This is a genomic window from Edaphosphingomonas haloaromaticamans (assembly GCF_001853345.1).
Taxonomy (GTDB): Bacteria; Pseudomonadota; Alphaproteobacteria; order Sphingomonadales; family Sphingomonadaceae; genus Sphingomonas_E; species Sphingomonas_E fennica.
Genome location: NZ_MIPT01000001.1, coordinates 78,383 through 100,156, shown reverse-complemented (window position 1 = coordinate 100,156; position 21,774 = coordinate 78,383). Strand labels below are relative to the sequence as shown.

Sequence of the window (21,774 nt, the reverse complement as noted above, 5' to 3'; positions counted from 1 at the left end):
ATGGGGGCGGCGCCCATGCTCCGCCCCCTCGCCCCGGCAGGAAAACACCGCCCCGCCTTGAACCTTCGGCCGTAACGGTCATTGTTACGGACATGGCATTGCTCGCGCGTATCGGACTCGACCGTTTCAACCCCGCCCAGGGGGGAACGCGCGGGATGCGGATCGTCGCCACCGGGCTGCTTGTCGCCATGGCCGCCACCTATGTGCTGGCGCGCAGCCAGGAAGCGCGGGGGATGCCGGCCTGGGGCTATGTCCGCGCCTTTGCCGAGGCGGCGATGGTCGGCGGGCTGGCCGACTGGTTCGCCGTCACCGCGCTGTTCCGCCACCCGCTGGGCCTGCCCATTCCCCACACCGCCATCATCCCCCGCAACAAGGACAGGATCGGCGGCGCGCTCGCCACCTTCCTGCGCGACAATTTCCTGATCCCCTCGGTGGTCGCGCGCCGGCTGCGGCGGGCGGACGTGGCGGCGGCGGCGGGCCGTTTCCTCGCCCAGCCGCCTTCGGGCGAAGGACGGCTGCGCGAAGGCGCGTCCAAACTGGCCGCATCGATCCTCGAATCGCTGGACGACCAGAGGCTGGGCGGCATGGTGAAGGGCGCCGTGGCCGCGCGGCTGAAGGCGCTCGATATCGCGCCGCTGCTAGGCCAGTCGCTGCGGGCCGCCATCGCCGAGGACCGCCATGTGCCGCTGCTCGACGGCATCATCCTGTGGGCCGCGCGGACGCTGGAAGCCAATGAAGCGATGATCCGCGACATGGTGCACAAGCGCGCCGGCGCGATCATGCGCTGGACGGGGCTGGATGAGCGGCTGGCCAACGCCATCGTCGACGGGCTCAACAAGCTGCTCGCCGAGATGGCGGAGGACCCAACCCATCCGCTTCGCGCCAAGGCGGAGGAGGGTCTCGCCACGCTGGCGCTCGACCTCCAGCATGATCCGGCGATGCAGGCGAAGGTGGCCGCGTTCAAGGCGGAGATCATCGCCAATCCGGCGGTGGCGGCCTGGATCGACGGCCTGTGGCGGCAGGCGCGCGAGGCGCTGCTCAACGCCGCGCGCGATCCCCACGCGGCGATGGCCGGCCGCCTGGGCGAGACGCTGCGCCAATTGGGCGAGACGCTGCAACAGGATGAACGGTTGCGCCGCACCATCAACCAGTTCGCCCGCCGCGCCACGGTGGGCGCGGTGGCCGCCTATGGCGATTCGATCGTCCGGCTGGTTTCGGATACGATCCGCGGCTGGGATGCGGGGACGGTGACCGACCGGCTGGAAGCCGCCGTCGGCCGCGACCTTCAATATATCCGCATCAACGGCACGGTGGTGGGCGGCCTGGTCGGCGTGGCGATCCATGCCGCCAACGCCTGGCTGCCGGCGCTGCGCTGAGCCCCCCAGCCTCTGGGAATCCTGTCCTTAAGCGAGGCGCGCCCGGTTCGGCATCTCCGATCCGGGCCGATGGTCCCACCGATCCAGCCAGCGCGCCACCGGAGTGCGCGCCAGCAGGTCGAGCCTGTCGGCACGGCGATCATAATCCCGCGCGGCATCGATCAGCACCTGCCGGCATGCCCCGGCCGGCAAGCTCCGCGCGACATCGCGACAGCGATCGGCATGCGCGCGCAGTTCGGATGATGTCATCAATGCAGCCTCCGCCTCCTGGACGATGCTGCAATGCGGCAAGGCGGTCGCCGGTTCCGTGCGAAAAACGCATCTGGCCCGCCGCCGCCATGAAGCGAGGCCGGGGCGCGGCAGACTGTCCGGGGGGGGGGCACGGAATTTTCCACCACCCCGAGGACCTCCGGCAGCGCCTCGCCAGAGGCAGCCGGTTAGCCGCCGCAAATCCCGGTTTCGGCGGTGCCGCCGCATCCGCCCGCACCGGTGGTGCTACGGATGCCCTCGCGCTCGCGCCGCCATTCCCGCACGGTCTTGCAGGTCTTGTAGGTCGCGACGAGCGAGCCGATCTTCTGGAAGCGCTTGCAGACGATGCGATCGTCCTTGTCCGCCATCCGTTCGGGCGCGTCGGGATTGTCCTGCGGCGCCGGCGTGGTTTGCGCCTGCACCTGCACCGTCCCCGCCAACAACATCGCCCCAAGTAAAAGCTTAAGCCTCATTACCAACCCCCAAGTTGAACACCGTCTGCTGGCATGATTCGCGTGTCGCGTAAATATGCTACCGCAAGGCCGCCCGATGCTATGTATTTCCCCGCATCGCTGCGCTAAGGCGCGGGCCATGACTGCGCCTGCCCCCAAGCCCTGGATCGATGCCATCGCGCCCTATGTGCCCGGCCGGTCCACCACCGATGACGGCCGCAAGGTCGCCAAGCTTTCCTCGAACGAGAATCCGCTCGGCACGGGCGAAGCGGCGCGGGCCGCCTTCGCCGCCGGGGCCGCGTCGCTCGATCGTTATCCCGATGCCGGCGCGGTCGCGCTGCGCGAGGCGATCGCCGCGCATTATGGCCTCGATCCCGCGCGCGTGATCCACGGCACCGGATCGGACGAGGTGCTCCACCTCGCCGCCGGCGCCTTCGCCGGCGTGGGCGACGAGGTGCTGTTCGTCCGCTACGGCTTTTCCGTCTACCCCATCGCCGCGCGCCGCGTGGGCGCGACGCCGGTGGAGGCGCCGGACACGGATTTCGCCACCGATGTCGATACGCTGCTGGCGCATGTCACCGATCGCACCCGCGTCGTCTTCATCGCCAATCCCAACAATCCGACAGGCACCTTCATCCCGCGCGCGGACCTGATGCGCCTGCATGCCGGCCTGCCTTCGGACTGCCTGTTCGTCGTCGACCAGGCCTATGCCGAATATCTCGATCCCGCCGATGACGACGGCGCCTTCGAGCTGGCGCAGACCGCATCCAACGTGCTGGTGACGCGCACCTTCTCCAAGATCTTCGGGCTGGCGGCGGAGCGGATCGGCTGGGGTTACGGCCCGGCGCCGGTGATCCAGGCGATGCACAAGATCCGCGCGCCCTTCAACGTCACCACCGCCGGCCAGATGGCGGCGGTCGCGGCGCTGGAGGACAAGGCCTTCGTCGCCCACAGCCGCGCGCATAACGATCGCTGGCGCGCCTGGCTGGAGGGCGAGATCGCGAGCCTCGGCAATGCCGGCCTGCGCGCGGTGCCGTCCAAGGCCAATTTCATCCTCGTCCTGTTCGAAGGCGAGGTGACGGCGGAGCAGGCCTATAAGGCGCTGATGGATCACGGCTATATCGTCCGCTGGCTGCCCGGCCAGGGCCTGCCGCAGGCGCTGCGCATATCGATCGGGACCGAAGCGGAGACGCGCGGCCTGGCCGACGCGCTGCGCCGGATCGTCGGCGCGAGCGCGACCGAGGCGGCCTGATGCTGCCGTTCGCGCGGGTTTCGATCATCGGGCTGGGGCTGATCGGCTCCTCGATCGCCCGCGCGGTGCGCCAGCACATGCCGACGGTGCGGCTGACCGGCCATGATGCCGATCCCGGCGTCCGCGCGCGGGCGGTGGCGATCGACCTTGTCGACGATGTCGCCGATACGCCGGGCGCGGCCGTCACCGATGCCGATCTGGTGATCCTGTGCGTTCCGGTGGGCGCGATGGCGGCGGTGGCGGCGGCGGTCGCGGCGGACCTGCCGGCGGACGCGATCGTCAGCGACGTCGGATCGTCCAAGGCGGGCGTGGAGGCCGCGCTGCAGGCGGCCCTGCCCGGCGCCACCATCATCCCCGCCCATCCGGTGGCCGGCACCGAGAATAGCGGGCCGGACGCGGGCTTCGCCACGCTGTTCCACGGCCGCTGGTGCATCCTCACCCCGCCCGAAGGCGCGGGCGAGGCCGCCATCGTCCGGCTCACCGCCTTCTGGGAAGGGCTGGGCGCGAAGGTGGAGATTATGGACGCGCGGCACCATGACCTGGTGCTCGCCATCACCAGCCACCTGCCCCACCTGATCGCCTATACCATCGTCGGCACCGCTTCCGACCTGGAGGAGGTGACGCAGAGCGAGGTGATCAAATATTCGGCCGGCGGCTTCCGCGATTTCACCCGCATCGCCGCATCCGACCCGACGATGTGGCGCGACGTGTTCCTGGCCAACAAGGATGCGGTGCTGGAGATGCTCCAGCGTTTCTCCGAGGACCTGACCGCGCTCCAGCGCGCGATCCGCTGGGGGGACGGCGACGCCTTGTTCGACCTGTTCACCCGCACCCGAGCGATCCGCCGCTCGATCATCGAGCAGGGGCAGGACGACGCCCGCCCCGATTTCGGCCGCAGCCACGAATAGGCCGGGCCGCACCGCCCCGAAAACGAGAAAGGCCCGCCCCTTGTCCGGGGGCGGGCCTTTTTCTTTGCCGGAGGCTTGTCCGGTCAGCTGTCGAACGGCCGCTCCACCTCGCCCGGCGAGGGCGGGGCATCGGCGTCCAGCTCCGGCACCTCGACGAGGCCCCGGCCGACATGGCTCTTGCGATAGCCATAGGCGAAGTAGAGGACGAGGCCGATGCCGCCCCAGATCGGCAGCACCATCTGCGCCTCGAACGGCAGGCTGAGATAGAGGCCGACGCAGCCGATCACCGTCGCCGGCGCGACGAACCAGAGCGCCGGCGTGCGGAACGGGCGGTGGCGGGCCGGATCGCGGCGGCGCAGCAGCACGACCGCGATCGCGACCGCGATGAAGGCGAAGAGCGTGCCGGCATTGGCGATGTCGGCGAGCTTGCCCACCGGCAGGAAGGCGGCCGCCAGGGTGACGCCGATACCGGTGATCGCGGTGATGATATGCGGCGTCTTCCAGGTCGGGTGGACGGTGGACAGCCGTTCGGGCAGCAGGCCATCGCGCGACATCACGAAGAACATGCGCGTCTGGCCGTAGATCATGACGAGGATCACCGAGGGCAGCGCCAGGAAGGCGGCGAGGCCGATCAGGTTGCCAACCTTGAAATAGCCGATCTCGCGCAGCACGTGCGCCAGCGCTTCCTTGGAGCAGCTGAGCGGCTCGCTGCCGATGCCGGCCAGCACCTGGCAGCGATCGGCCAGTTCCTTGGATCCCGGCGCCAGCCAGTCGCCCAGCGCGCTCATCACCGGCTGCGACCCCAGCGGCGATCCGATCGCGCCTGCCGCCACCAGCATGTAGAAGATGGTGCAGATCGCCAGCGATCCGATCAGGCCCAGCGGCACGTTGCGCTGCGGGTTCTTGGTCTCCTCCGCCGCGGTCGAGACCGCATCGAAGCCGACATAGGCGAAGAAGATCGAGGCCGCCGCGCCGATCACGCCGGCGCCGTTGCTGCCCGCCCAGCCCATCGGCGTGAAGGGTTCGAAATTCTCCATCCGCATCACCGGGATGGCGAGGACGATGAAGATGGTGAGCGCCGTCACCTTGATGGCGACGAGGACCGCATTCACCCGCGCGCTTTCGGTGGNGCCGCGGATCAGGAGCGCGGTGATCAGCATCGCGATCACCACCGCCGGCAGGTTGATGATGCCGCCCGCGAACGGGCCGCTGACCAGTTCCGGCGGCAGATCGATGCCGAACCAGCCCCGCATCTGCCCGACGAAATAGCCGGACCAGCCGACCGACACCGCCGATGCCGCGACCGCATATTCGAGGACGAGCGCCCAGCCCACCAGCCAGGCGAGCAATTCGCCCATCACCGCATAGGTATAGGTGTAGGCCGATCCCGAGACCGGCACCATCGACGCCAGTTCCGAATAGCAGAGCGCCGCCACCGCGCAGACCGCGCCGGCGATGACGAAGCTGATCATCATGCCCGGCCCGGCCTTCTGCGCCGCTTCCGACGTGAGGACGAAGATACCGGTGCCGATGATGGCGCCGACGCCGAGCAAGGTGAGTTGCAGCGCGCCCAGCGAGCGGTGCAGCGATTTTTTCTCTGCGGTTCGCAGAATGGCGTCGAGTGATTTGACGCGCCCGAATATCATGAGGTGCTTTCCCCGAAGCAGACGGGCTGCGGCAACGCGCGGCCGCGCCCGGAATGACGTTGGCGTGAGCCTAAAGGCTAATCTTCACCGCGCAACAGATTATATGTGGGCGAGCATCGGCCCCAGCGGCCGCCCGGCGAAGATATGGACGTGGAGGTGCGGCACCTCCTGATGGCTGTCGAGGCCGGTATTGGCGAGGAGGCGGTAGCCCGGCTCCACCAGCCCGGCCGCGCGCGCGACCTGGCCGACGGCGCGGACGAAGCCGGCGATCTCGGCATCGCCCGCCCTGGCGCTGAAATCGTCCCACGAGACATAGGCGCCCTTGGGGATCACCAATATGTGGGTCGGCGCCTGCGGATTGATATCGTGGAAAGCCAGAGCGAAATCATCCTCATAGACGCGCTTCGCCGGCAGCTCGCCCCGCAATATCCTGGCGAAGATATTGCCGTCGTCATAGGGTTGGGTGGCGTCGATCGGCATCTTTCCGTTCCTTGATTATCCTATTCCGCCGGCCGCGCCGCCTTTTCGGCGAGACCGGACAGGCCCTCGCGCCGATCGAGCTCGGCCAGCACGTCGGCCAGCGGCACGTCCATCTCCGCCAGCAGCACCGTGAGGTGGAACAGGAGGTCGGCGGATTCCTTGATCACCTCCGCGCGATCGCCGGCCATGGCCGCGATCACGGTCTCCACCGCCTCCTCCCCCAGTTTCTGGGCGATCTTGGGCCGCCCGCGCGCGAACAGGCGGGCGACATAGGAGGTCGCGGCATCGCCGCCCTTGCGGGCGCGGACGGTAGCTTCCAGGCGGGTGAGGGTATCGGCCATGTGCCTAACTGCCGCGTGCCCCCCGCCGCCGTCAATCACGCGCGGACGGGCAGGCCGGCGGCGCGCAGCGCGGCGCGGGCCTCGGCAATGGAATGCTGGCCGAAATGGAAGATCGAGGCGGCGAGCACGGCGCTGGCATGGCCTTCCACCACACCGGCGACGAGATGGTCGAGCGCGCCGACGCCGCCGCTGGCGATCACCGGCACGCGCACCCTGTCCGCGATCGCGCGGGTGAGCGCCAGATCATAGCCGTCGCGCGTGCCGTCCCGGTCCATCGAGGTGACGAGCAGCTCGCCCGCGCCCAGTTCCGCCAGCCGCACGGCATGGGCGACGGCATCGATCCCGGTGGGCTTGCGGCCGCCATGGGTGAAGATCTCCCACCGGCCGGGCGCCACCGCGCGGGCATCCACCGCGCCCACCACGCATTGCGCGCCGAACCGCTCGGCCATTTCGGCGACGAGTTCCGGCCGGGCGACGGCGGCGGAATTCACCGCCACCTTGTCCGCGCCCGCCAGCAGCAGGGCGCGCGCATCATCGACGCTGCGGACGCCGCCGCCCACCGTCAACGGCATGAAGCAGACGGCGGCGGTGCGCGCCACCACATAGAGGATGGTGCCGCGCCCTTCGTGCGTGGCGGTGATATCGAGGAAGCAAAGCTCGTCCGCCCCGGCCGCGTCATAGACGCGCGCCTGCTCCACGGGATCGCCGGCATCGGCGAGGTCGACGAAGTTCACGCCCTTGACGACGCGGCCGCCGGCCACGTCGAGGCAGGGGATGATCCGGGTGCGGACCGTCATCCCCGCGCCACCGAAAGCGCCGCGCGCAGATCGAGCCGGCCGTCATAGAGGGCGCGGCCGGTGATGACGCCTTCGATCCCCTCGCTCGCATTGCGGGCCAGTTCCAATATGTCGCCGAGATCGGCGACGCCGCCCGAGGCGATCACCGGGATCCGCGTGTGCCGCGCCAGGCGGACCGTCGCATCGACATTGCAGCCCTTGAGCAGGCCGTCGCGGCCGACATCGGTGAAGAGCAGGGCCGACACGCCGACATCGGCGAAGCGCTGGGCCAGCTCCACCACCGGCACGTCGGACACGTCCGCCCAGCCATGGGTGGCGACCATGCCGTCGCGCGCATCGACGCCGACGACGATGCGGCCGGGCAGATCGCGCGCGGCCTGCTTCACGAATTCGGGATCGTCGAGCGCCGCCGATCCGATCACCACCCGATCGACGCCGAGCCCCAGCCAGCGATCGACCGCCGCGCGATCGCGGATGCCGCCGCCCACCTGCACCTTGCCGGGGAAGGCGCGGATGATCGCTTCGACCGCATCGGCGTTCACCGCGCGGCCGGCAAAGGCACCGTCCAGATCGACGACGTGGAGATGATCGGCGCCCGCTTCCGCGAAGATCGCCGCCTGTGCCGCCGGATCGTCGCCATAGACGGTGGCGCGGGCCATATCGCCTTCGGCCAGGCGCACGACCTGCCCGTCCTTCAGATCGATGGCGGGAAAGACGATAAGGCTCATGCGGTTCGACCCATCTTCCTGTTATCCTGCACGATGCTGTCGCCCCGCTTGCCCGTTCACGGCCGCCAGCCGAGGAAGCGGGCGAGGAAGGCGAGGCCGTAGGCCTGGCTCTTTTCCGGGTGGAACTGCACGCCGACGATCGTGTCGCGCGCCACCGCCGCCGTCACCGGGCCGCCATGATCGGTGGTCGCCGCCAGATGCGCGGGATCGACGCCGTCGAAGGCGAAGCTGTGGAGATAATAGGCCTCGCCCGCATCGATCAGCGGGGCGACGCCGGTGGGCCGCACGTCGTTCCAGCCCATGTGCGGCACCTTGAGCGCCGGATCGGCGGGTTCCAGCGCGCGCACCGTGCCGCCGATCCAGCCGAGCCCGGCATGGCGGCCATGTTCCTCGCCCGCATCGGCCAGCAGCTGCATGCCCACGCACACGCCCAGGAAGGGCCGGCCGCGCACCCGCACCGCCTCCGCCATCGCATCGACCATGCCGGGAATTGCCGAAAGCGCGCCCATGCAGGCGGCGAAGGCGCCGACGCCGGGCAGCACGATGCGGTCGGCCGCCAGCACCATGGCGGGATCGGCGGTGACGTCCACCCGTTCCGCCCCGGCCGCCCGGAGCGCGTTTTCCACCGATCTCAGATTGCCCGCGCCATAATCGACGAGCGCGATGCGCTCAGCCGCCATGATCCCCGATCTCGTTCCCGCCGGTTCCCCCGAGCGTGCCCTTGGTCGAGGGCACCGCATCCGCCTTGCGCGGGTCGATCTCCACCGCGATGCGGAGCGCGCGGGCCAGCGCCTTGTAGGCGCTTTCGACGATATGATGATTGTTGCGGCCGTAGAGCGTCTCGACATGCAGCGTGATGCCGGCCGCCTGCGCGAAGCTGTGGAACCAGTGCTCGAACAGCTCCGAATCCATCTCGCCCAGCCGGGCCTGGGAAAATTCGGTGCGCCACACCAGATAGGGCCGGCCCGAAATGTCGATGGCGACGCGGGTCAGCGTCTCGTCCATCGGCGCATAGGCCGTGCCGTAACGGGTGATGCCCCGGCGATCGCCCAGGGCCCTGGTCAGCGCCTCGCCGATCGCGATCGCGCTGTCCTCGGCCGTATGATGCTGATCGATATGGAGATCGCCCTTCACCGCGACCTTGAGGTCGATCAGCGAGTGGCGGGAAAGCTGCTCGATCATATGATCGAGGAAGCCGATGCCGGTCGACACCTCATAGCTGCCGGTCCCGTCGAGATTCAGTTCGACGCGGATGTCGGTCTCGCTGGTCGTCCGCTGGATAGTGGCCGTGCGCATGGCCGTCGCTATAGCGTCGTCACCCGATCACGCAACGAGGCTATTGACCCTGAATGGCACAATGTCCACGAAGGCAGGCATGAGCGAGACACCGCCCGACAGCCTGATTCCCTATGACGAGATCGTGCAGGAGGCCCTGCGCGCCGTCGTCGGCCGCGTGCTCGGCGAAGTGCAGGCCAATGGCGGACTGCCCGGCCAGCACCATTTCTACATCACCTTCAAGACGCATGCGCCCGGCGTGGACATTCCGCAGCACCTGACGGAACGTTTCCCGGACGAGATGACGATCGTCATCCAGCACCGCTTCTGGGACCTGAAGGTGCGCCCCGACGCGTTCGAGGTGGGCCTTTCGTTCAACCAGATGCCGGCCAAGCTGGTGATTCCTTTCGCGGCGGTGACGGGCTTCGTCGATCCGGCCGTGAATTTCGCCCTGCAGTTCCAGGCGCAGGACGACGACGAGCCGCAGGAAACCGCCGCAGCCGGCAACGACGCCCCGATCGCCGAGCCGATCGAGGACGGCTCCAACGTCGTCTCGGTGGATTTCACCCGCAAGAAATAAGCGGCGGCCGGCGGGCCTCCGTAGCGGTATCGGCCGTCGGCGCCCCGGAATTTTCCGGGCGGCGCTGGAATCCGGTGCCGTCACGCGCCATCTTCGCAGGCACGGCGGGGCCGTCCGCCGGCATACGGAGACGAGCATGTCCGCTACCCGCACCGAAACCGACAGCCTGGGCGCGATCGAGGTTCCCGCCGACGCCTATTGGGGCGCGCAGACCCAGCGTTCGATCGAGAATTTCCCCTTCGGCGCCACGGAGCGGATGCCGATCGGCATCGTCCATGCGCTCGCCATCGTGAAGCAGGCGGCCGCGCACGTTAACCGGGCGCACGGGCTGGCGGGCGAGAAGGCGGATGCGATCGAGGCCGCCGCCGCCGAGGTCGCCGCCGGCAAGCTCGACGACCAGTTCCCCCTCGTCATCTGGCAGACGGGATCCGGCACCCAATCGAACATGAACGTGAACGAGGTGATCGCCGGCCGCGCCAACGAGCTGCTGACCGGCACGCGCGGCGGCAAGAGCCCCGTCCACCCCAATGACGACGTGAATCGCGGCCAATCCTCCAACGACAGCTTTCCCACCGCTTTGCATGTCGCCGCCGCGCTCGCCGCCGAGCGGCGACTGTTCCCGGCGATCGACCGGCTTTATGCCGCGCTGGAGGCCAAGGCGAAGGAATGGGCCGATATCGTCAAGATCGGCCGCACCCATTTGCAGGATGCGACGCCGCTCACCCTCGGCCAGGAATTTTCCGGCTATGCCCACCAGATCTATCGCGACCGCCGCCGGATCGAGCCGGCGGTGCGCCACGGCATGGCGCTGCTGGCGCAGGGCGGAACGGCGGTGGGCACCGGGCTCAACGCCCCGGCGGGCTTCGGCGAGGCGATCGCGGCCGAGATCGCGCGGCTGACCGGATTCGCCTTCGAGACCGCGCCCAACAAGTTCGAGGCGCTGGCCTCCAACGATCCGATCGTCCACTTATCCGGCACGCTTTCGACACTGGCCGTGTCGCTCACCAAGATCGCCAACGATATCCGGCTATTGGGTTCCGGCCCGCGTTCGGGGCTGGGCGAGATCGACCTGCCGGCGAACGAGCCCGGCAGCTCGATCATGCCCGGCAAGGTCAACCCCACCCAGTGCGAGATGCTGACGATGGTGGCGGCGCAGGTGATCGGCAACCATCAGGCGATCACCGTCGGCGGGCTGCAGGGGCATCTGGAGCTCAATGTCTTCAAGCCGATGATCGGCGCCAACCTGCTGCGGTCGATCGATCTGCTGGCGACCGGCATGGACAGCTTCGCCGGGCGCTGCGTCGAGGGGCTGGAGGCGAACCGCGCCCGCATCGCCGATCTGGTCGATCGGTCGCTGATGCTGGTGACGGCGCTCGCGCCCGAGATCGGCTATGACAATGCCGCCAAGATCGCCAAGCATGCCCATGCCAACGGCCTCACGCTGCGCGAGGCGGGGCTGGCGCTCGACCTGGTGGACGAGGCGACCTTCGACCGCGTGGTGCGGCCCGAAACCATGATCGGCTGATCGGGCGATCCCGCCCGTCCTTTCCCCGAAAGCGACGGGCTTTCGCGGGGCGGCCATGGGAGTGGCGCCCGCGATTGCGCGCGGGGGCCGCCGGGTCTAGCCCTTGAGCGATTAGGAGAGAGCAACATGGCCTACACCCTGCAGCAGCTTTCGGATTTCGAGGATATCCGCACCCTCAAATATCGCTACTTCCGTGGCATCGACACCGCCGACATCGGCCTGCTGAGCGACATGTTCACCGACGACATCTCGGTCGAATATCGCGGCGGCGGCTATAAGGTGAAGCTGCAGGGCCGGGAAAACATGCTGGAATTCCTAGCCAATTCCTTCAATTCCGATTGCGCGGCGATGCACCAGGGCCACCAGCCCGAAATCACGCTGACCGGCGAGGATACGGCCGAGGGGATCTGGTATCTCGAGGATATCTTCGTGAACCTCACCGATCGCACCCGCACCGAAGGCACGGCGATCTATCGCGACCAGTATCGCCGGGTGGACGGCACGTGGAAGCTCGCCCGCACCGAATATGATCGCGTGATCGAATTCGTCGACAAGCTGCCCGCCGATGTCGAGATCAAGTCCAACCTGCTGGCCCGCACCGGCCGCAAGCCGGCCGACCGCACCGATATCTCGCACATGATATCCTGGGCGGCCTGATCCCCCGCCTCACCGCTTGACGGAACCGCAAGGGGCCTTCACGCGCTGTTCCGTCGCGTAAGGCGGAGGAATGGAATGATCGGCAAGTTGATTGGCGCGCTCGTCGGCGGGGAGATCGAACGGCGCGAGGGCGGCCGCGGCATCAAGGGCGCGGTGATCGGCGCGGCGGTGGCCGGCGGCCTGCGCCGGCTGGGTCCGATCGGCCTCGCCCTCGGCGCGGGCTATGTCGCGAAGAAGGCGTATGACCGGCACCGGGATCGCACGCGCATCTGATAGGCCCGACGGCGTGTAGCGGCACCGGCCCGCCCCCCTACCCGGCCACCCATAGGATACTGCCCTTGGATGGCCGGGTAGGGGAGCCGGCGGTGCCGTTTCAAATCAAAATCTCGAAGCGCGCGCCCTCTGCTTCTTCCGGCGGCGCCAGCGCGATGGTGCCGCCATGCGCCACCACGATCCGGCGGGCGAGGCTGAGGCCGACGCCGGTGCCATTGGACTTGGTGGTGAAGAAGGGCAGGAACACGTCGTCGCGGAACCCCGCCGGCACGCCGGGGCCGTTGTCCGTGATCGCGATCAGCGTGCGGCCGCCGGGCATCGGCGTCAGCTCCAGCCGTACCGCGGGCTCCGCCGCATGGCCGGCAGCCGCCTCGGCCCCGTTCTTGAGGAGGTTGATCGCCACCTGCGCCAGCAGGTCGGGATCGCCATCGATCAGCATGTCATCGGGCACGGCCACGTCCAGCCGCACGTCCCCGCCCTGCGCCGACGCCGCGAACAGCCGGCCGATCTCCTCCGCCCAGGGCCGCCCAGCGAAGCGGCGCACCGCCACCTCGGGCGTGCGGATGAACTGGCGGTAGGTTTCCACGAAATGCATGATCCCGGCCGCGCGCCGGGCCAGCGTCTCCACCGCCAGGCGGGCATCGCCGATCGCGGGATCGCGGCCGTCATCCACCTCGCGCATCAGCCCGGCGGCGCTGGCGGCGAGCGAGGTGACGGGCGTCATCGAATTCATGATCTCATGCGTCAGCACCCGCACCAGATCGGCCTGCGCGCCGATCTCCACGGCGTTGAGCTCGCTCTGGATCGGCTGCACCGAAACCAGCCGCATCTCCGCGCCCATGCGGGCGATTCCGGCGGCGACCAGCATCGCCCGCTGGGCGGCACCATCCAGCAGCATCGTCGTCAGCCGCCGCTCGCCGGGGCGGATCGCCTCCAGCGCGGTGGTGAAGGTCGATCCGTGGATGGCGAAATCCTCGCGCCGGACCCCGGCCACACGGCGGAACAGCTTACGCGCCGCCTTGTTCGCCAGATCGATCCGCCCTTCATCGTCGATGGTGAGGAGCGCGGTCGGCGATTCATCCACCAGCGCGGCCGCGAACCGGCCCTCGTCCGCGATCGCCAGCCGTTCCTCGCGCAGCCGGCGCATCGCCTGGTCGAGCGTGCGGCCAAGCTCGTCGAAGCCGCTGCCCGCGCCCGCCCGGCCGAAGGCCTGCGAAAGATCGCCATGGCCCAGGCTTTCCACGAAGCGCGCCACTTCCATGTTGGTGCGGCGGATATGGCCCCAGAGATGAACGGCGGCCGCGATCACCGCCGCGCCCGCCACGATCCGCGTGGCGCCGAGATCCGGCTGGTGCAACGTCCACATCAGCAGCATCGCCGCCGCCAGCAGCAGCGCCACCCGCCAGGCGAGGCCGATCGCGAAGGCGCGCCTAAAGCCCATGCTTTTCCATCCTGCGATAGAGCGATCCCCGCGTCAGCCCCAGCTCGGCCGCGGCGGCCGAGATATTGTAGGCATGCTTCTTCAGCGCGCGTTCGATCATCTGCCGCTCGGCGCGTTCGAGGTTGAGGTCCTGCGCGGGCGGCGGGGCGGCGGCGGGCGAAAGCCGGATCGGCGCACTGGCGCGCGGCAGCGGGAAATCGGCGGCGGCGAAGCTGTCCCCCCGCGCCAGCACCACCGCGCGCTCGGCCGCGTGGCGCAATGCGCGGACATTGCCGGGCCAGTCATAGGCGACCAGCTCCGCCAGGAGATCGGCCGGCACGGCGCGTTCGGGCGCGCCATATTTGCGGGCGTAGAAGCGCAGGAAATTATCGAGCAGCAGCGGAATATCCTCGCGCCGGCGGCGGAGCGGCGGCAGCTCGATCTCCACGGTGTTGAGGCGGAACAGGAGGTCCGGGCGGAAGACAGACTCGTCGGCCAGCCGATCCGGGGCGAGGTTGGTGGCGGCAACCACGCGGACGTCGATGTCGACGGGGCGGTTGGCGCCCACCGGCGTCACCCTGCGCTGTTCGAGCGCGGTCAGCAGCTTGGGCTGGAGGTGGAGGGGCAGATTGCCCACCTCGTCGAGGAACAGCGTGCCGCCGTCCGCCGCCTGCATCCGGCCGATGCGATCGGCGCGGGCGTCGGTGAAGGCACCCTTCACATGGCCGAACAGTTCCGAATCGAACAGATTGTCCGCCACGGCGCCGAGATCGACTGACAGCATGACGCCATCGGCGCGGCGGGAGCGGCGGTGGATCTCGCGCGCGACCAGTTCCTTGCCGGTGCCGTTTTCGCCCAGAATCAGCACGTTGGCGTCGGTGGGCGCGGCGCGTTCGATCAGGGACAGCACGTGCGCCATCGCCGGCGACCGGCCGAGCAGCGGCGTTTCGCCCGCCGGCGGGGCGGCGATCGCGGCGGCGCGCGCTTTTTCCACCCCCGTCTCCCGGCGCGAGGCGCGCAGCGCCGCGGCGGTGCGGACGGTGGCGAGCAGGCGTTCGTTGGCCCAGGGCTTGGTGACGAAATCGGTCGCCCCCTGCTTCATGGCGTTCACCGCCACCTGCACCCCGCCATGGGCGGTGATGAGCACGATCACCGCCTGGGGATCGGCCTCCAGCATCCGCCCCAGCCAGCGGAACCCTTCCGCCCCGTCGGTCGCCCCGCGCGCGAAATTGGCATCGAGCAGGATCACATCCGGCTCACGCGCGCGCATCAGCGCCAGCGCTTCCTCCGGCGAGGTGGTCGTCACCACATCGCGGAAGAGCTGGCGCAGCAGCAGCCGCGCGGCGANGAGGATATCCTCGTCATCGTCCACCACCAGGCAGAGGTCAAAAGATCGTTCGCCCGCCATTCCGCTCCCTTTCCAGCGCCCCTTCTAGGGCCTGTCCGAAACCGGACAATCAAATAGCGTGCCATTTCCGCAAGGCCCCGCGCCCGCCGGCCCCTTGCGCGGCGATGGCCGCCCACTGTCCACGACCGGACACATCATCTGTCCGGAAACGGACACCCGGCCACCGCGACCGGCGGCCAAAGCGCTGAAATCCGTGGATCGCGATGCTGGCACGAAGCTTGCGACGCCGGAGGCCATGCCTGTCGTAACCCTCAAATCCAGCGATGCCGGCGACACCGCCGCCACCCCGCCTTCGGGCGGCGCGATGGACCGCATCGTCGAGCGCAAGCGCCTGCCGGCGCGGATCAAGATCGGCCTCTGCGCCGCGGCCGGGGCCGTGGTGCTGGCCGGCGCCTGGTGGCTGGCGCCTTCGGGCAGCAGCCAGACGGTGGCCGCATCGCACGTCGCCATCGGCGAGGTGCGGCAGGGCGTGTTCGAGGATTTCCTGCCGCTGCGCGCCCGCGTCACCCCGCTCGTCACCGTCTATCTGGATGCGGTGGAGGGCGGCCGGGTGGAGAAGGTGCTGGTGGAGGACGGCGCCACCGTCATCCAGGGCCAGCTTCTCGCCGTGCTTTCCAATGCCGACCTCCAGCTTTCGGTGCTGGCGCGGCAGACGGAAGTGACCGAGCAGCTCAACAACATGCGCAGCCAGGAGCTGGCGCTGGAGCGCAACCGGCTGGACAACCAGCGCGCCATCATCGAATCGGATGCCGCCGCCGCCAAGGCCCACCGCCAATATGAGCGCGAGGCCGCGCTGGTCGAGAAAGGCTGGGTCGCCAAGAAGACCTTCGCCGACACCGCCGAGGACTATAATTTCCAGCAGCGCCGGGCGAAGGTGCTGCGCGTGGCGCAGGCCACCGACGAGCGGCTGCAATCCCAGCAGCTCGCCCAGCTCCGCCGATCGGCCGAATCGCTGCAGACCAGCCTCGCCATCGCCAACGCCAATCTCGATGCGCTCAACCTGCGGGCGCCGGTTTCGGGCCAGCTCACCGCCTTTTCGATCCAGGTCGGCCAGTCGATGAAGCAGGGCGAGCGGCTCGGCCAGATCGACAGCCCCGGCCGCAACAAGCTGGTCGCCGGCGTCGACGAATTCTATCTGGGCCGCATCCAGCCCGGCCAGACGGCGGTGCTGGACCATGGCGGCAAGCCCTATCGGCTGAAGGTCGCCAAAATCTATCCGCAGGTGCGCGACGGCCAGTTCGAGGTGGACCTGCAGTTCGTGGGCCCCGAGCCCGCCGGCATCCAGCGCGGCCAGGGCCTGCAGGCGAAGCTGACGCTGAGCGATCCCGCGCCCGCCCGCATCATCCCCAACGGCGCCTTCTACAACGACACCGGCGGCGCCTGGGTGTTCGTGGTGTCCCCCGACGGCCGCAGCGCGGAGAAGCGCAGCGTCCGCCTGGGCCGCCGCAACAGCGATTTCATCGAGGTGCTCGACGGGCTGGAACCCGGCGAACGCATCGTCACCTCCCCCTATACCGGCCTGACGGACAAGGCCCGGCTCGACCTCTCGGACAAGGACTGAAAGCCCATGCTCAGCCTGCGCAACCTTTCCCGCGCCTATCGCACCGATACCGTGGAGACGACCGCGCTCGACGCGATCGACCTCGATATATTGGAGGGCGAATTCCTCGCCATCATGGGGCCTTCGGGCTGCGGCAAATCGACGCTGCTCAACATCCTCGGCCTGCTCGACAGCCCGACGGGGGGTTCCTACAAGTTCCGCGACACCGAGGTGGCGGGGCTGCCCGAGCCCAAGCTGGCCGACATCCGCAAGCGCCACATCGGCTTCATCTTCCAGAGCTTCAACCTGGTGGACGAGCTGAGCGTGCGCGAGAATGTGGAGCTTGCCCTCCTCTATCACGGCATCCCGGCGGCCGAGCGGCGCAAGCGGGTGGAACAGGTGATGGACCGCGTGGGCATCGCGCATCGCGCCGACCACCGCCCCAGCCAGCTTTCCGGCGGCCAGCAGCAGCGCGTGGCCGTGGCCCGCGCGGTGGTGGGCAAGCCGGCGCTGGTGCTGGCGGACGAGCCCACCGGCAACCTCGACACCCAGCATGGCGAGGAGGTGATGCACATGCTGCAGGCGCTGAACCGCGACGGCACCACCATCGTGATGGTCACCCATTCGCCCGCGCACGCCGATTATGCGAGCCGCGTCGTCAACATGCTGGACGGGCGCGTCCTCGTCGAACGCCGCCGCGCGGCCTGAGCCCACGCCCAAGGAAGGAAGCCCGGCCATGTGGCGCAACTATCTTACCGTCGGCATCCGCTCGCTCGCCAAGAACCGGGCCTATGCGCTGATCAACATATTGGGGCTGGCCATCGGCATGGCCGCCTGCCTGATGATCCTGCTCTTCGTCCGCTACGAGCTGAGCTACGACCGCTTCCTGCCGGGCGTGGAGGATACATATGAGCTCCAGTCCTTCTACACATCCAAGCAGACGGGGCAGAAGTTCAACATCCAGATGACCGCCTATGTCGCGGGCGAGCGGCTGAAGAAGGATTTCCCGCAGGTCGACAAGACGGTGTTCGCGCTGTCGGGATCGCCGGTGATCCTGAAGGACGGCCAGTCATCGATGGGCGAGGACGTGATCCTGGTGGACGGGCCGTTCTTCGACGTCGTCCGCTTCCCCTTCGTCAAGGGCAACCCCGCCACCGCGCTGGCCGAGGCCGGAGCGGCGGTGATTACCGAGAAGGAAGCGGTCCGCCAGTTCGGCACCACCGACGTGATGGGCCGCACGCTGACGATGGTGAGCCGCGGCCGCGCCACCGATTACCGCATCACCGGCGTCATCAAGGACGTGCCGAAGAACAGCAGCTTCCGCCTGTCGATCGTCGGGCGGATCGACTTTCCGAGCTTCTTTTCCGATGCCCCCGATTTCATGCGGGAATGGGGCTGGCAATCGGGCTGGTTCTTCTTCACGCTGCGCCCCGGCACCGATCCCAAGGCGATCGCGGCGCAGCTGCCGGCCTGGGAAAAGCGCAACATCCCCGACCAGGACCTGAACGGCATACGCTACAATGCCGGCGACGAGCAGGACTGGCGCATCGTCAACCTTGCCGACATCCATCTGGGCGAGGCGCAGGGCGCATCGATGTCGCCGGGCAACGACCGGCGCGCCGTCTATACCTTCGGGCTGGTGGCGCTGCTGATCCTGGGCATGGCCTGCGTCAACTTCACCAACCTCGCCACCGCCCGCGCCAGCCAGCGCGCCCGCGAGGTGGCGCTGCGCAAGGTGCTGGGCGCGAGCCGCCGGGACCTGATCGTCCAGTTCATCGGCGAATCGATCCTCGTCGCCGCCATCGCCATGCTGGTGGCGCTGGCGCTGACCGAGATCGCGCTGCCTTATTTCTCCCGCTTCCTCGACGCCGATCTGAAGCTGCATTATTTCGGCCAGGGCGGCATCCTGCTGCCGGTGGTGGCGCTGGTGCTGCTGGTGGGCCTGGCCGGCGGGCTCTATCCGGCCTTCTTCCTCTCCCGCTTCCAGCCGGCCCGCGTGCTCAAGGCCAATCGATCGGCATCCGAGGCGGAAGGTTCCGGCCGGCTGCGCGGCATATTGGTGGTGGCGCAGTTCGCCGTCTCCATCGGCCTCATCATCTGCACGGGCGTGATCTATGCCCAGACCGTCTATGCCCAGACGGCCGACCCCGGCTATCACCGCGACGGCATCCTCCAGATCGACAATTTCGGCCGGCGCCAGCTGGATACGATGCGGCAGCCGCTGCGCGACGCGATCGCGCGGATAGACGGCGTGACCGGGGTGGCCGCCACCAGCATCGGCGTGGCCACGCGCAACAACAGCAGCCGCGGCATCCAGGTGCCGGGCCGGGCCGATCTGGTGAATCTGGGCACCTATGTCGCCGATCCCGAATTCTTCGACGTGATGGGCATCAAGCTGATCGCCGGCCGCAAGCTGGACCGCAACCGGACGGTGGACGACGCCACCGTGCCCTTCCCGTCCGACCCCGTGGTCGAGGCGGCGCTGGCCAAGCGCGGCGTCAACGCCGTGATCAACCAGCTGGCCGCACGCCGCCTGGGCTTCACCGATCCGGCCGATGCGGTGGGCAAGCAGGTCCGCACATCGATGGTCGAGAGCGAGGATTACGGGCTGACCCCGGTCAACATCGTCGGCGTGGTCGAGGATACCCGCTTCCGTTCGGTGCGCACGCCGATCGATCCGCTGATGTTCACCCGGAACGACAATGCGATCGACGTGCTGGACGTGCGCTACCACGGCAACCCCGCCGAAGTGCGCAGCCGGATCGAGCGGGTGTGGAAGCAGATGGCGCCGGACGTGCCGTTCGAGGCCGAGTTCAGCGAGGATATCGTCCGCGAGCTTTACCAGGCCGAAACCGCGCGGGCGAAGATGTTCGCCGCCTTCGCGATCCTGGCCGTGATCGTCGGCTGCCTCGGCCTGTTCGGGCTGGCCACCTTCACCGCCGAACGCCGCACCAAGGAAATCGGCATCCGCAAGGTGCTGGGCGCGCGCACCCGCGATATCGTCCGCCTGCTGGTGTGGCAGTTCTCGAAGCCGGTGCTGGTCGCCAACCTCGTCGCCTGGCCGATCGCCTGGTGGGTGATGCGCAACTGGCTGAACGAGTTCGACAGCCGCATCACGCTGGGGCCGGCGCCCTTCCTGCTGGCGGGCCTGCTGGCCCTGCTGATCGCGATCGCCACGATCGGCAGCCACGCCTTCCGCGTCGCCCGCGCCAACCCGGTGCATGCGCTGCGATACGAATGACGGGCCGGGGCGCGGCGGCGGCGGGAGGCCCGGCCGCCCCCGTCAGCGCCCCGGTTCCACCGGCCGGGCCAGCACGACATCGTCATATTCGCGATCGCCGACCCGGAAGCGCCGGTCGGCGATCTGCGTGAAGCCGCTTTTCGCATAGAAGGCCCGCGCGCGGGCATTGCCGGCATAGACGCCGAGCAACAGCCGCCGCGCCCCCAGCCCGGCCGCATGATCCACCGCCTGGCGCATCAGCGCCGCGCCGATGCCGGAACCGTGGAAGCGCGACAGGGCGTAGATGCGCTTCAGCTCGATATCGCTGCCGTCGGCCGCGCCGCCGGGGAGGTTGGCGGCGCCGGCGAGGGCGAAGCCCACCGGCGCGCCGCCCGGCTTCGCCTCGGCCAGCCAGGCATGGCATCCCGCCGCCAGATGGCGCCGATAGGCATCGGGGCCGTGCTCGCGCTGGCAATGGGCCACGATCGCCGTGCCGTCCAGCACGCCGGCGAAGGTTTCGAGAAAGGTCGCAGCGCCGATCAGGGCGAGGCGATCGGCATCCCCGGCCGAAGCCTGCCTTATGGTCCAGTCCATCCGCTCTCCCCGCCCGATCCTGTCTCCGGCGGGACTATCGCCCGCTTCCGCCACGACGGGAAGCCCCCCCGTCAGCGCAGCTCGGCCAGGAAGCGGAGCATCAGCCGGTTCACCGCCTCCGGGCATTCCATCTGGACGAGGTGGCCGGCGGCGCCGGGGATCATCTCCACCGCGCGGACATCGGCATGGTGGCGGCCGATCGCGCCCAGCGGATCGTCGCCGTGGAAGCCCTCCAGGTCCACGTCCTGCTCGGTGCCGATGAAGTAGAAGGGCGCCTCGGTCCGCCGGCCTTCATAGGCGCGGCGCTGCCGCCAGCGATGGTCCATCGCGCGATACCAGTTCAGCCCGCCGGTAAAGCCCGAGCGGCTATATTCGGACACATAATATTCCATTTCCTCCTCGCTCAGCCAGCCCCACGGCAAGGGCGGCGGATCGGGCAGCGCCGCGCGATAGGCGGTGCCGGGCGGGTGATTCCACATGTCCAGCAGATGGTGCGCGCCGCTCAGCCCCCAGAAGACCGCGCCCAGGAAATCGCGCGGATCGGCATCGAGCGCGGCATCGGCCACGCCGGGCCGATCGACGAAATAATGGATGTGCGAGAAATGGCGCGCCGCCATCTCCGCCGCCTCGGCCAGCGGGGAGAGGTGCGGCAGATGCGGGGTGTGGGGATTCTGCAGGCCGATGATCCCGGCCACGCGATCGGGATGGCGGACGGCGAGGTCGTAGACCGCGAACACCCCGAAATCGAGGCCGGCGAACACCGCCTGCTCCTCGCCCAGATGATCGAGCAGGCCGATCAGGTCGCCCACCGTATGATCGCAATCGTAGAGCGCGGGATCGGCGGGCGCCTCCGTCTGCCCCATGCCGCGCATGTCGGGCGCCACCACCCGCCAGCCGGCGGCCGCGATCGCGGGGATCTGGTGGCGCCAGCTATACCAGAGGTGCGGGAAGCCGTGGGCGAGGATGACGAGCGGGCCCTCCCCCTGCTCCACATAATGCATGGCGATCCCGTTCACCCGCGCGTGGCGATGCATCCATTGGGCCATGGCCGCC

At 68.9% G+C, this 21,774-nt stretch carries 23 protein-coding genes; 10 read left to right on the top strand and 13 right to left on the bottom strand.

All coding sequences use genetic code 11. The annotated features are described in order from the left end of the window. Positions 1–92 precede the first annotated feature (92 nt). Positions 93–1,376, top strand: a complete 1,284-nt coding sequence (locus BHE75_RS00515; protein ID WP_070931673.1) for a DUF445 domain-containing protein — start codon at positions 93–95, stop codon at positions 1,374–1,376. Positions 1,377–1,403: 27 nt separating this feature from the next. Here the strand turns inward: BHE75_RS00515 and BHE75_RS00510 are convergent, their stop codons facing one another. Next, positions 1,404–1,625 (bottom strand): hypothetical protein, encoded by a 222-nt coding sequence (locus BHE75_RS00510; protein WP_070931669.1) that lies wholly within the window; start codon positions 1,623–1,625, stop codon positions 1,404–1,406. A gap of 188 nt (positions 1,626–1,813) precedes the next feature. Then, on the bottom strand, positions 1,814–2,065 hold the full coding sequence (locus BHE75_RS00505) for a hypothetical protein (protein WP_139181595.1): 252 nt from the start codon (positions 2,063–2,065) through the stop codon (positions 1,814–1,816). Positions 2,066–2,216: 151 nt separating this feature from the next. Here BHE75_RS00505 and hisC point away from each other — a divergent pair, with 151 nt between their 5' ends. Both hisC and BHE75_RS00495 read left to right on the top strand, forming a co-directional pair. Further along, complete coding sequence (hisC, locus tag BHE75_RS00500; protein ID WP_070931665.1) at positions 2,217–3,329, top strand: histidinol-phosphate transaminase; 1,113 nt, start codon at positions 2,217–2,219, stop codon at positions 3,327–3,329. Further along, complete coding sequence (locus BHE75_RS00495; protein WP_070931663.1) at positions 3,329–4,237, top strand: prephenate/arogenate dehydrogenase family protein; 909 nt, start codon at positions 3,329–3,331, stop codon at positions 4,235–4,237. Before hisC ends, BHE75_RS00495 begins: the two co-directional genes overlap by 1 nt. 83 nt (positions 4,238–4,320) lie before the next feature. Here BHE75_RS00495 and BHE75_RS00490 read toward each other — a convergent pair whose 3' ends face one another. From BHE75_RS00490 to hisB, 7 genes are all read right to left on the bottom strand, one after another. Further along, entirely contained in the window at positions 4,321–5,883 is a 1,563-nt protein-coding gene (locus tag BHE75_RS00490; protein WP_070931660.1) for an amino acid permease, read from the bottom strand. 99 nt (positions 5,884–5,982) lie between these two features. Further along, positions 5,983–6,363, bottom strand: coding sequence for a histidine triad nucleotide-binding protein (locus BHE75_RS00485; protein WP_070931659.1), 381 nt, complete (start codon positions 6,361–6,363; stop codon positions 5,983–5,985). 20 nt (positions 6,364–6,383) lie between these two features. Then, on the bottom strand, positions 6,384–6,704 hold the full coding sequence (locus tag BHE75_RS00480; RefSeq protein WP_070931657.1) for a phosphoribosyl-ATP diphosphatase: 321 nt from the start codon (positions 6,702–6,704) through the stop codon (positions 6,384–6,386). Positions 6,705–6,739: 35 nt separating this feature from the next. Beyond that, a complete protein-coding gene (hisF, locus tag BHE75_RS00475; protein WP_070931655.1) occupies positions 6,740–7,501 on the bottom strand; it encodes an imidazole glycerol phosphate synthase subunit HisF in 762 nt (253 codons plus the stop codon). Next, positions 7,498–8,229: a 1-(5-phosphoribosyl)-5-[(5-phosphoribosylamino)methylideneamino]imidazole-4-carboxamide isomerase gene (gene hisA / locus BHE75_RS00470; protein WP_070931652.1), complete on the bottom strand. Its 732-nt coding sequence runs from the start codon at positions 8,227–8,229 to the stop codon at positions 7,498–7,500. Before hisA ends, hisF begins: the two co-directional genes overlap by 4 nt. Before the next feature lie 56 nt (positions 8,230–8,285). Then, positions 8,286–8,909: an imidazole glycerol phosphate synthase subunit HisH gene (hisH, locus tag BHE75_RS00465; protein ID WP_070931649.1), complete on the bottom strand. Its 624-nt coding sequence runs from the start codon at positions 8,907–8,909 to the stop codon at positions 8,286–8,288. After that, complete coding sequence (hisB, locus tag BHE75_RS00460) at positions 8,899–9,525, bottom strand: imidazoleglycerol-phosphate dehydratase HisB (protein ID WP_015458804.1); 627 nt, start codon at positions 9,523–9,525, stop codon at positions 8,899–8,901. The genes hisH and hisB overlap by 11 nt, the downstream gene beginning before the upstream one ends. Positions 9,526–9,604: 79 nt before the next feature. Here hisB and BHE75_RS00455 point away from each other — a divergent pair, with 79 nt between their 5' ends. The 4 genes from BHE75_RS00455 to BHE75_RS00440 all read left to right on the top strand — a co-directional run bounded on the left by BHE75_RS00455 (position 9,605) and on the right by BHE75_RS00440 (position 12,539). Next, entirely contained in the window at positions 9,605–10,084 is a 480-nt protein-coding gene (locus BHE75_RS00455; protein ID WP_015458803.1) for an SspB family protein, read from the top strand. A gap of 136 nt (positions 10,085–10,220) precedes the next feature. Next, positions 10,221–11,609 (top strand): class II fumarate hydratase, encoded by a 1,389-nt coding sequence (gene fumC / locus BHE75_RS00450; protein WP_070931648.1) that lies wholly within the window; start codon positions 10,221–10,223, stop codon positions 11,607–11,609. A 126-nt stretch (positions 11,610–11,735) separates the two neighbouring features. Next, a complete protein-coding gene (locus tag BHE75_RS00445; protein ID WP_015458801.1) occupies positions 11,736–12,266 on the top strand; it encodes a nuclear transport factor 2 family protein in 531 nt (176 codons plus the stop codon). A 75-nt stretch (positions 12,267–12,341) separates the two neighbouring features. Further along, entirely contained in the window at positions 12,342–12,539 is a 198-nt protein-coding gene (locus BHE75_RS00440) for a hypothetical protein (protein WP_015458800.1), read from the top strand. Positions 12,540–12,639: 100 nt separating this feature from the next. Here BHE75_RS00440 and BHE75_RS00435 read toward each other — a convergent pair whose 3' ends face one another. Both BHE75_RS00435 and BHE75_RS00430 read right to left on the bottom strand, forming a co-directional pair. After that, on the bottom strand, positions 12,640–13,980 hold the full coding sequence (locus tag BHE75_RS00435) for a sensor histidine kinase (protein ID WP_070931646.1): 1,341 nt from the start codon (positions 13,978–13,980) through the stop codon (positions 12,640–12,642). After that, positions 13,970–15,367 (bottom strand): sigma-54-dependent transcriptional regulator, encoded by a 1,398-nt coding sequence (locus tag BHE75_RS00430; RefSeq protein ID WP_070931644.1) that lies wholly within the window; start codon positions 15,365–15,367, stop codon positions 13,970–13,972. The genes BHE75_RS00435 and BHE75_RS00430 overlap by 11 nt, the downstream gene beginning before the upstream one ends. Before the next feature lie 235 nt (positions 15,368–15,602). On the opposite strand from BHE75_RS00430, the gene BHE75_RS00425 reads away from it, so the two are divergent. From BHE75_RS00425 to BHE75_RS00415, 3 genes are read left to right on the top strand one after another with little or no spacing between them, the layout of a single operon-like run. Continuing rightward, positions 15,603–16,928, top strand: coding sequence for an efflux RND transporter periplasmic adaptor subunit (locus BHE75_RS00425; protein WP_070935321.1), 1,326 nt, complete (start codon positions 15,603–15,605; stop codon positions 16,926–16,928). A gap of 6 nt (positions 16,929–16,934) precedes the next feature. Then, entirely contained in the window at positions 16,935–17,615 is a 681-nt protein-coding gene (locus BHE75_RS00420) for an ABC transporter ATP-binding protein (protein WP_015458796.1), read from the top strand. 28 nt (positions 17,616–17,643) lie between these two features. Continuing rightward, a complete protein-coding gene (locus BHE75_RS00415) occupies positions 17,644–20,148 on the top strand; it encodes an ABC transporter permease (RefSeq protein ID WP_015458795.1) in 2,505 nt (834 codons plus the stop codon). Between the two features lie 42 nt (positions 20,149–20,190). On the opposite strand, the gene BHE75_RS00410 is transcribed toward BHE75_RS00415, so the two are convergent. Both BHE75_RS00410 and BHE75_RS00405 read right to left on the bottom strand, forming a co-directional pair. Next, on the bottom strand, positions 20,191–20,721 hold the full coding sequence (locus BHE75_RS00410) for a GNAT family N-acetyltransferase (RefSeq protein ID WP_015458794.1): 531 nt from the start codon (positions 20,719–20,721) through the stop codon (positions 20,191–20,193). A gap of 71 nt (positions 20,722–20,792) precedes the next feature. Next, positions 20,793–21,767: an alpha/beta fold hydrolase gene (locus tag BHE75_RS00405; RefSeq protein ID WP_070931642.1), complete on the bottom strand. Its 975-nt coding sequence runs from the start codon at positions 21,765–21,767 to the stop codon at positions 20,793–20,795. Positions 21,768–21,774 lie beyond the last annotated feature (7 nt).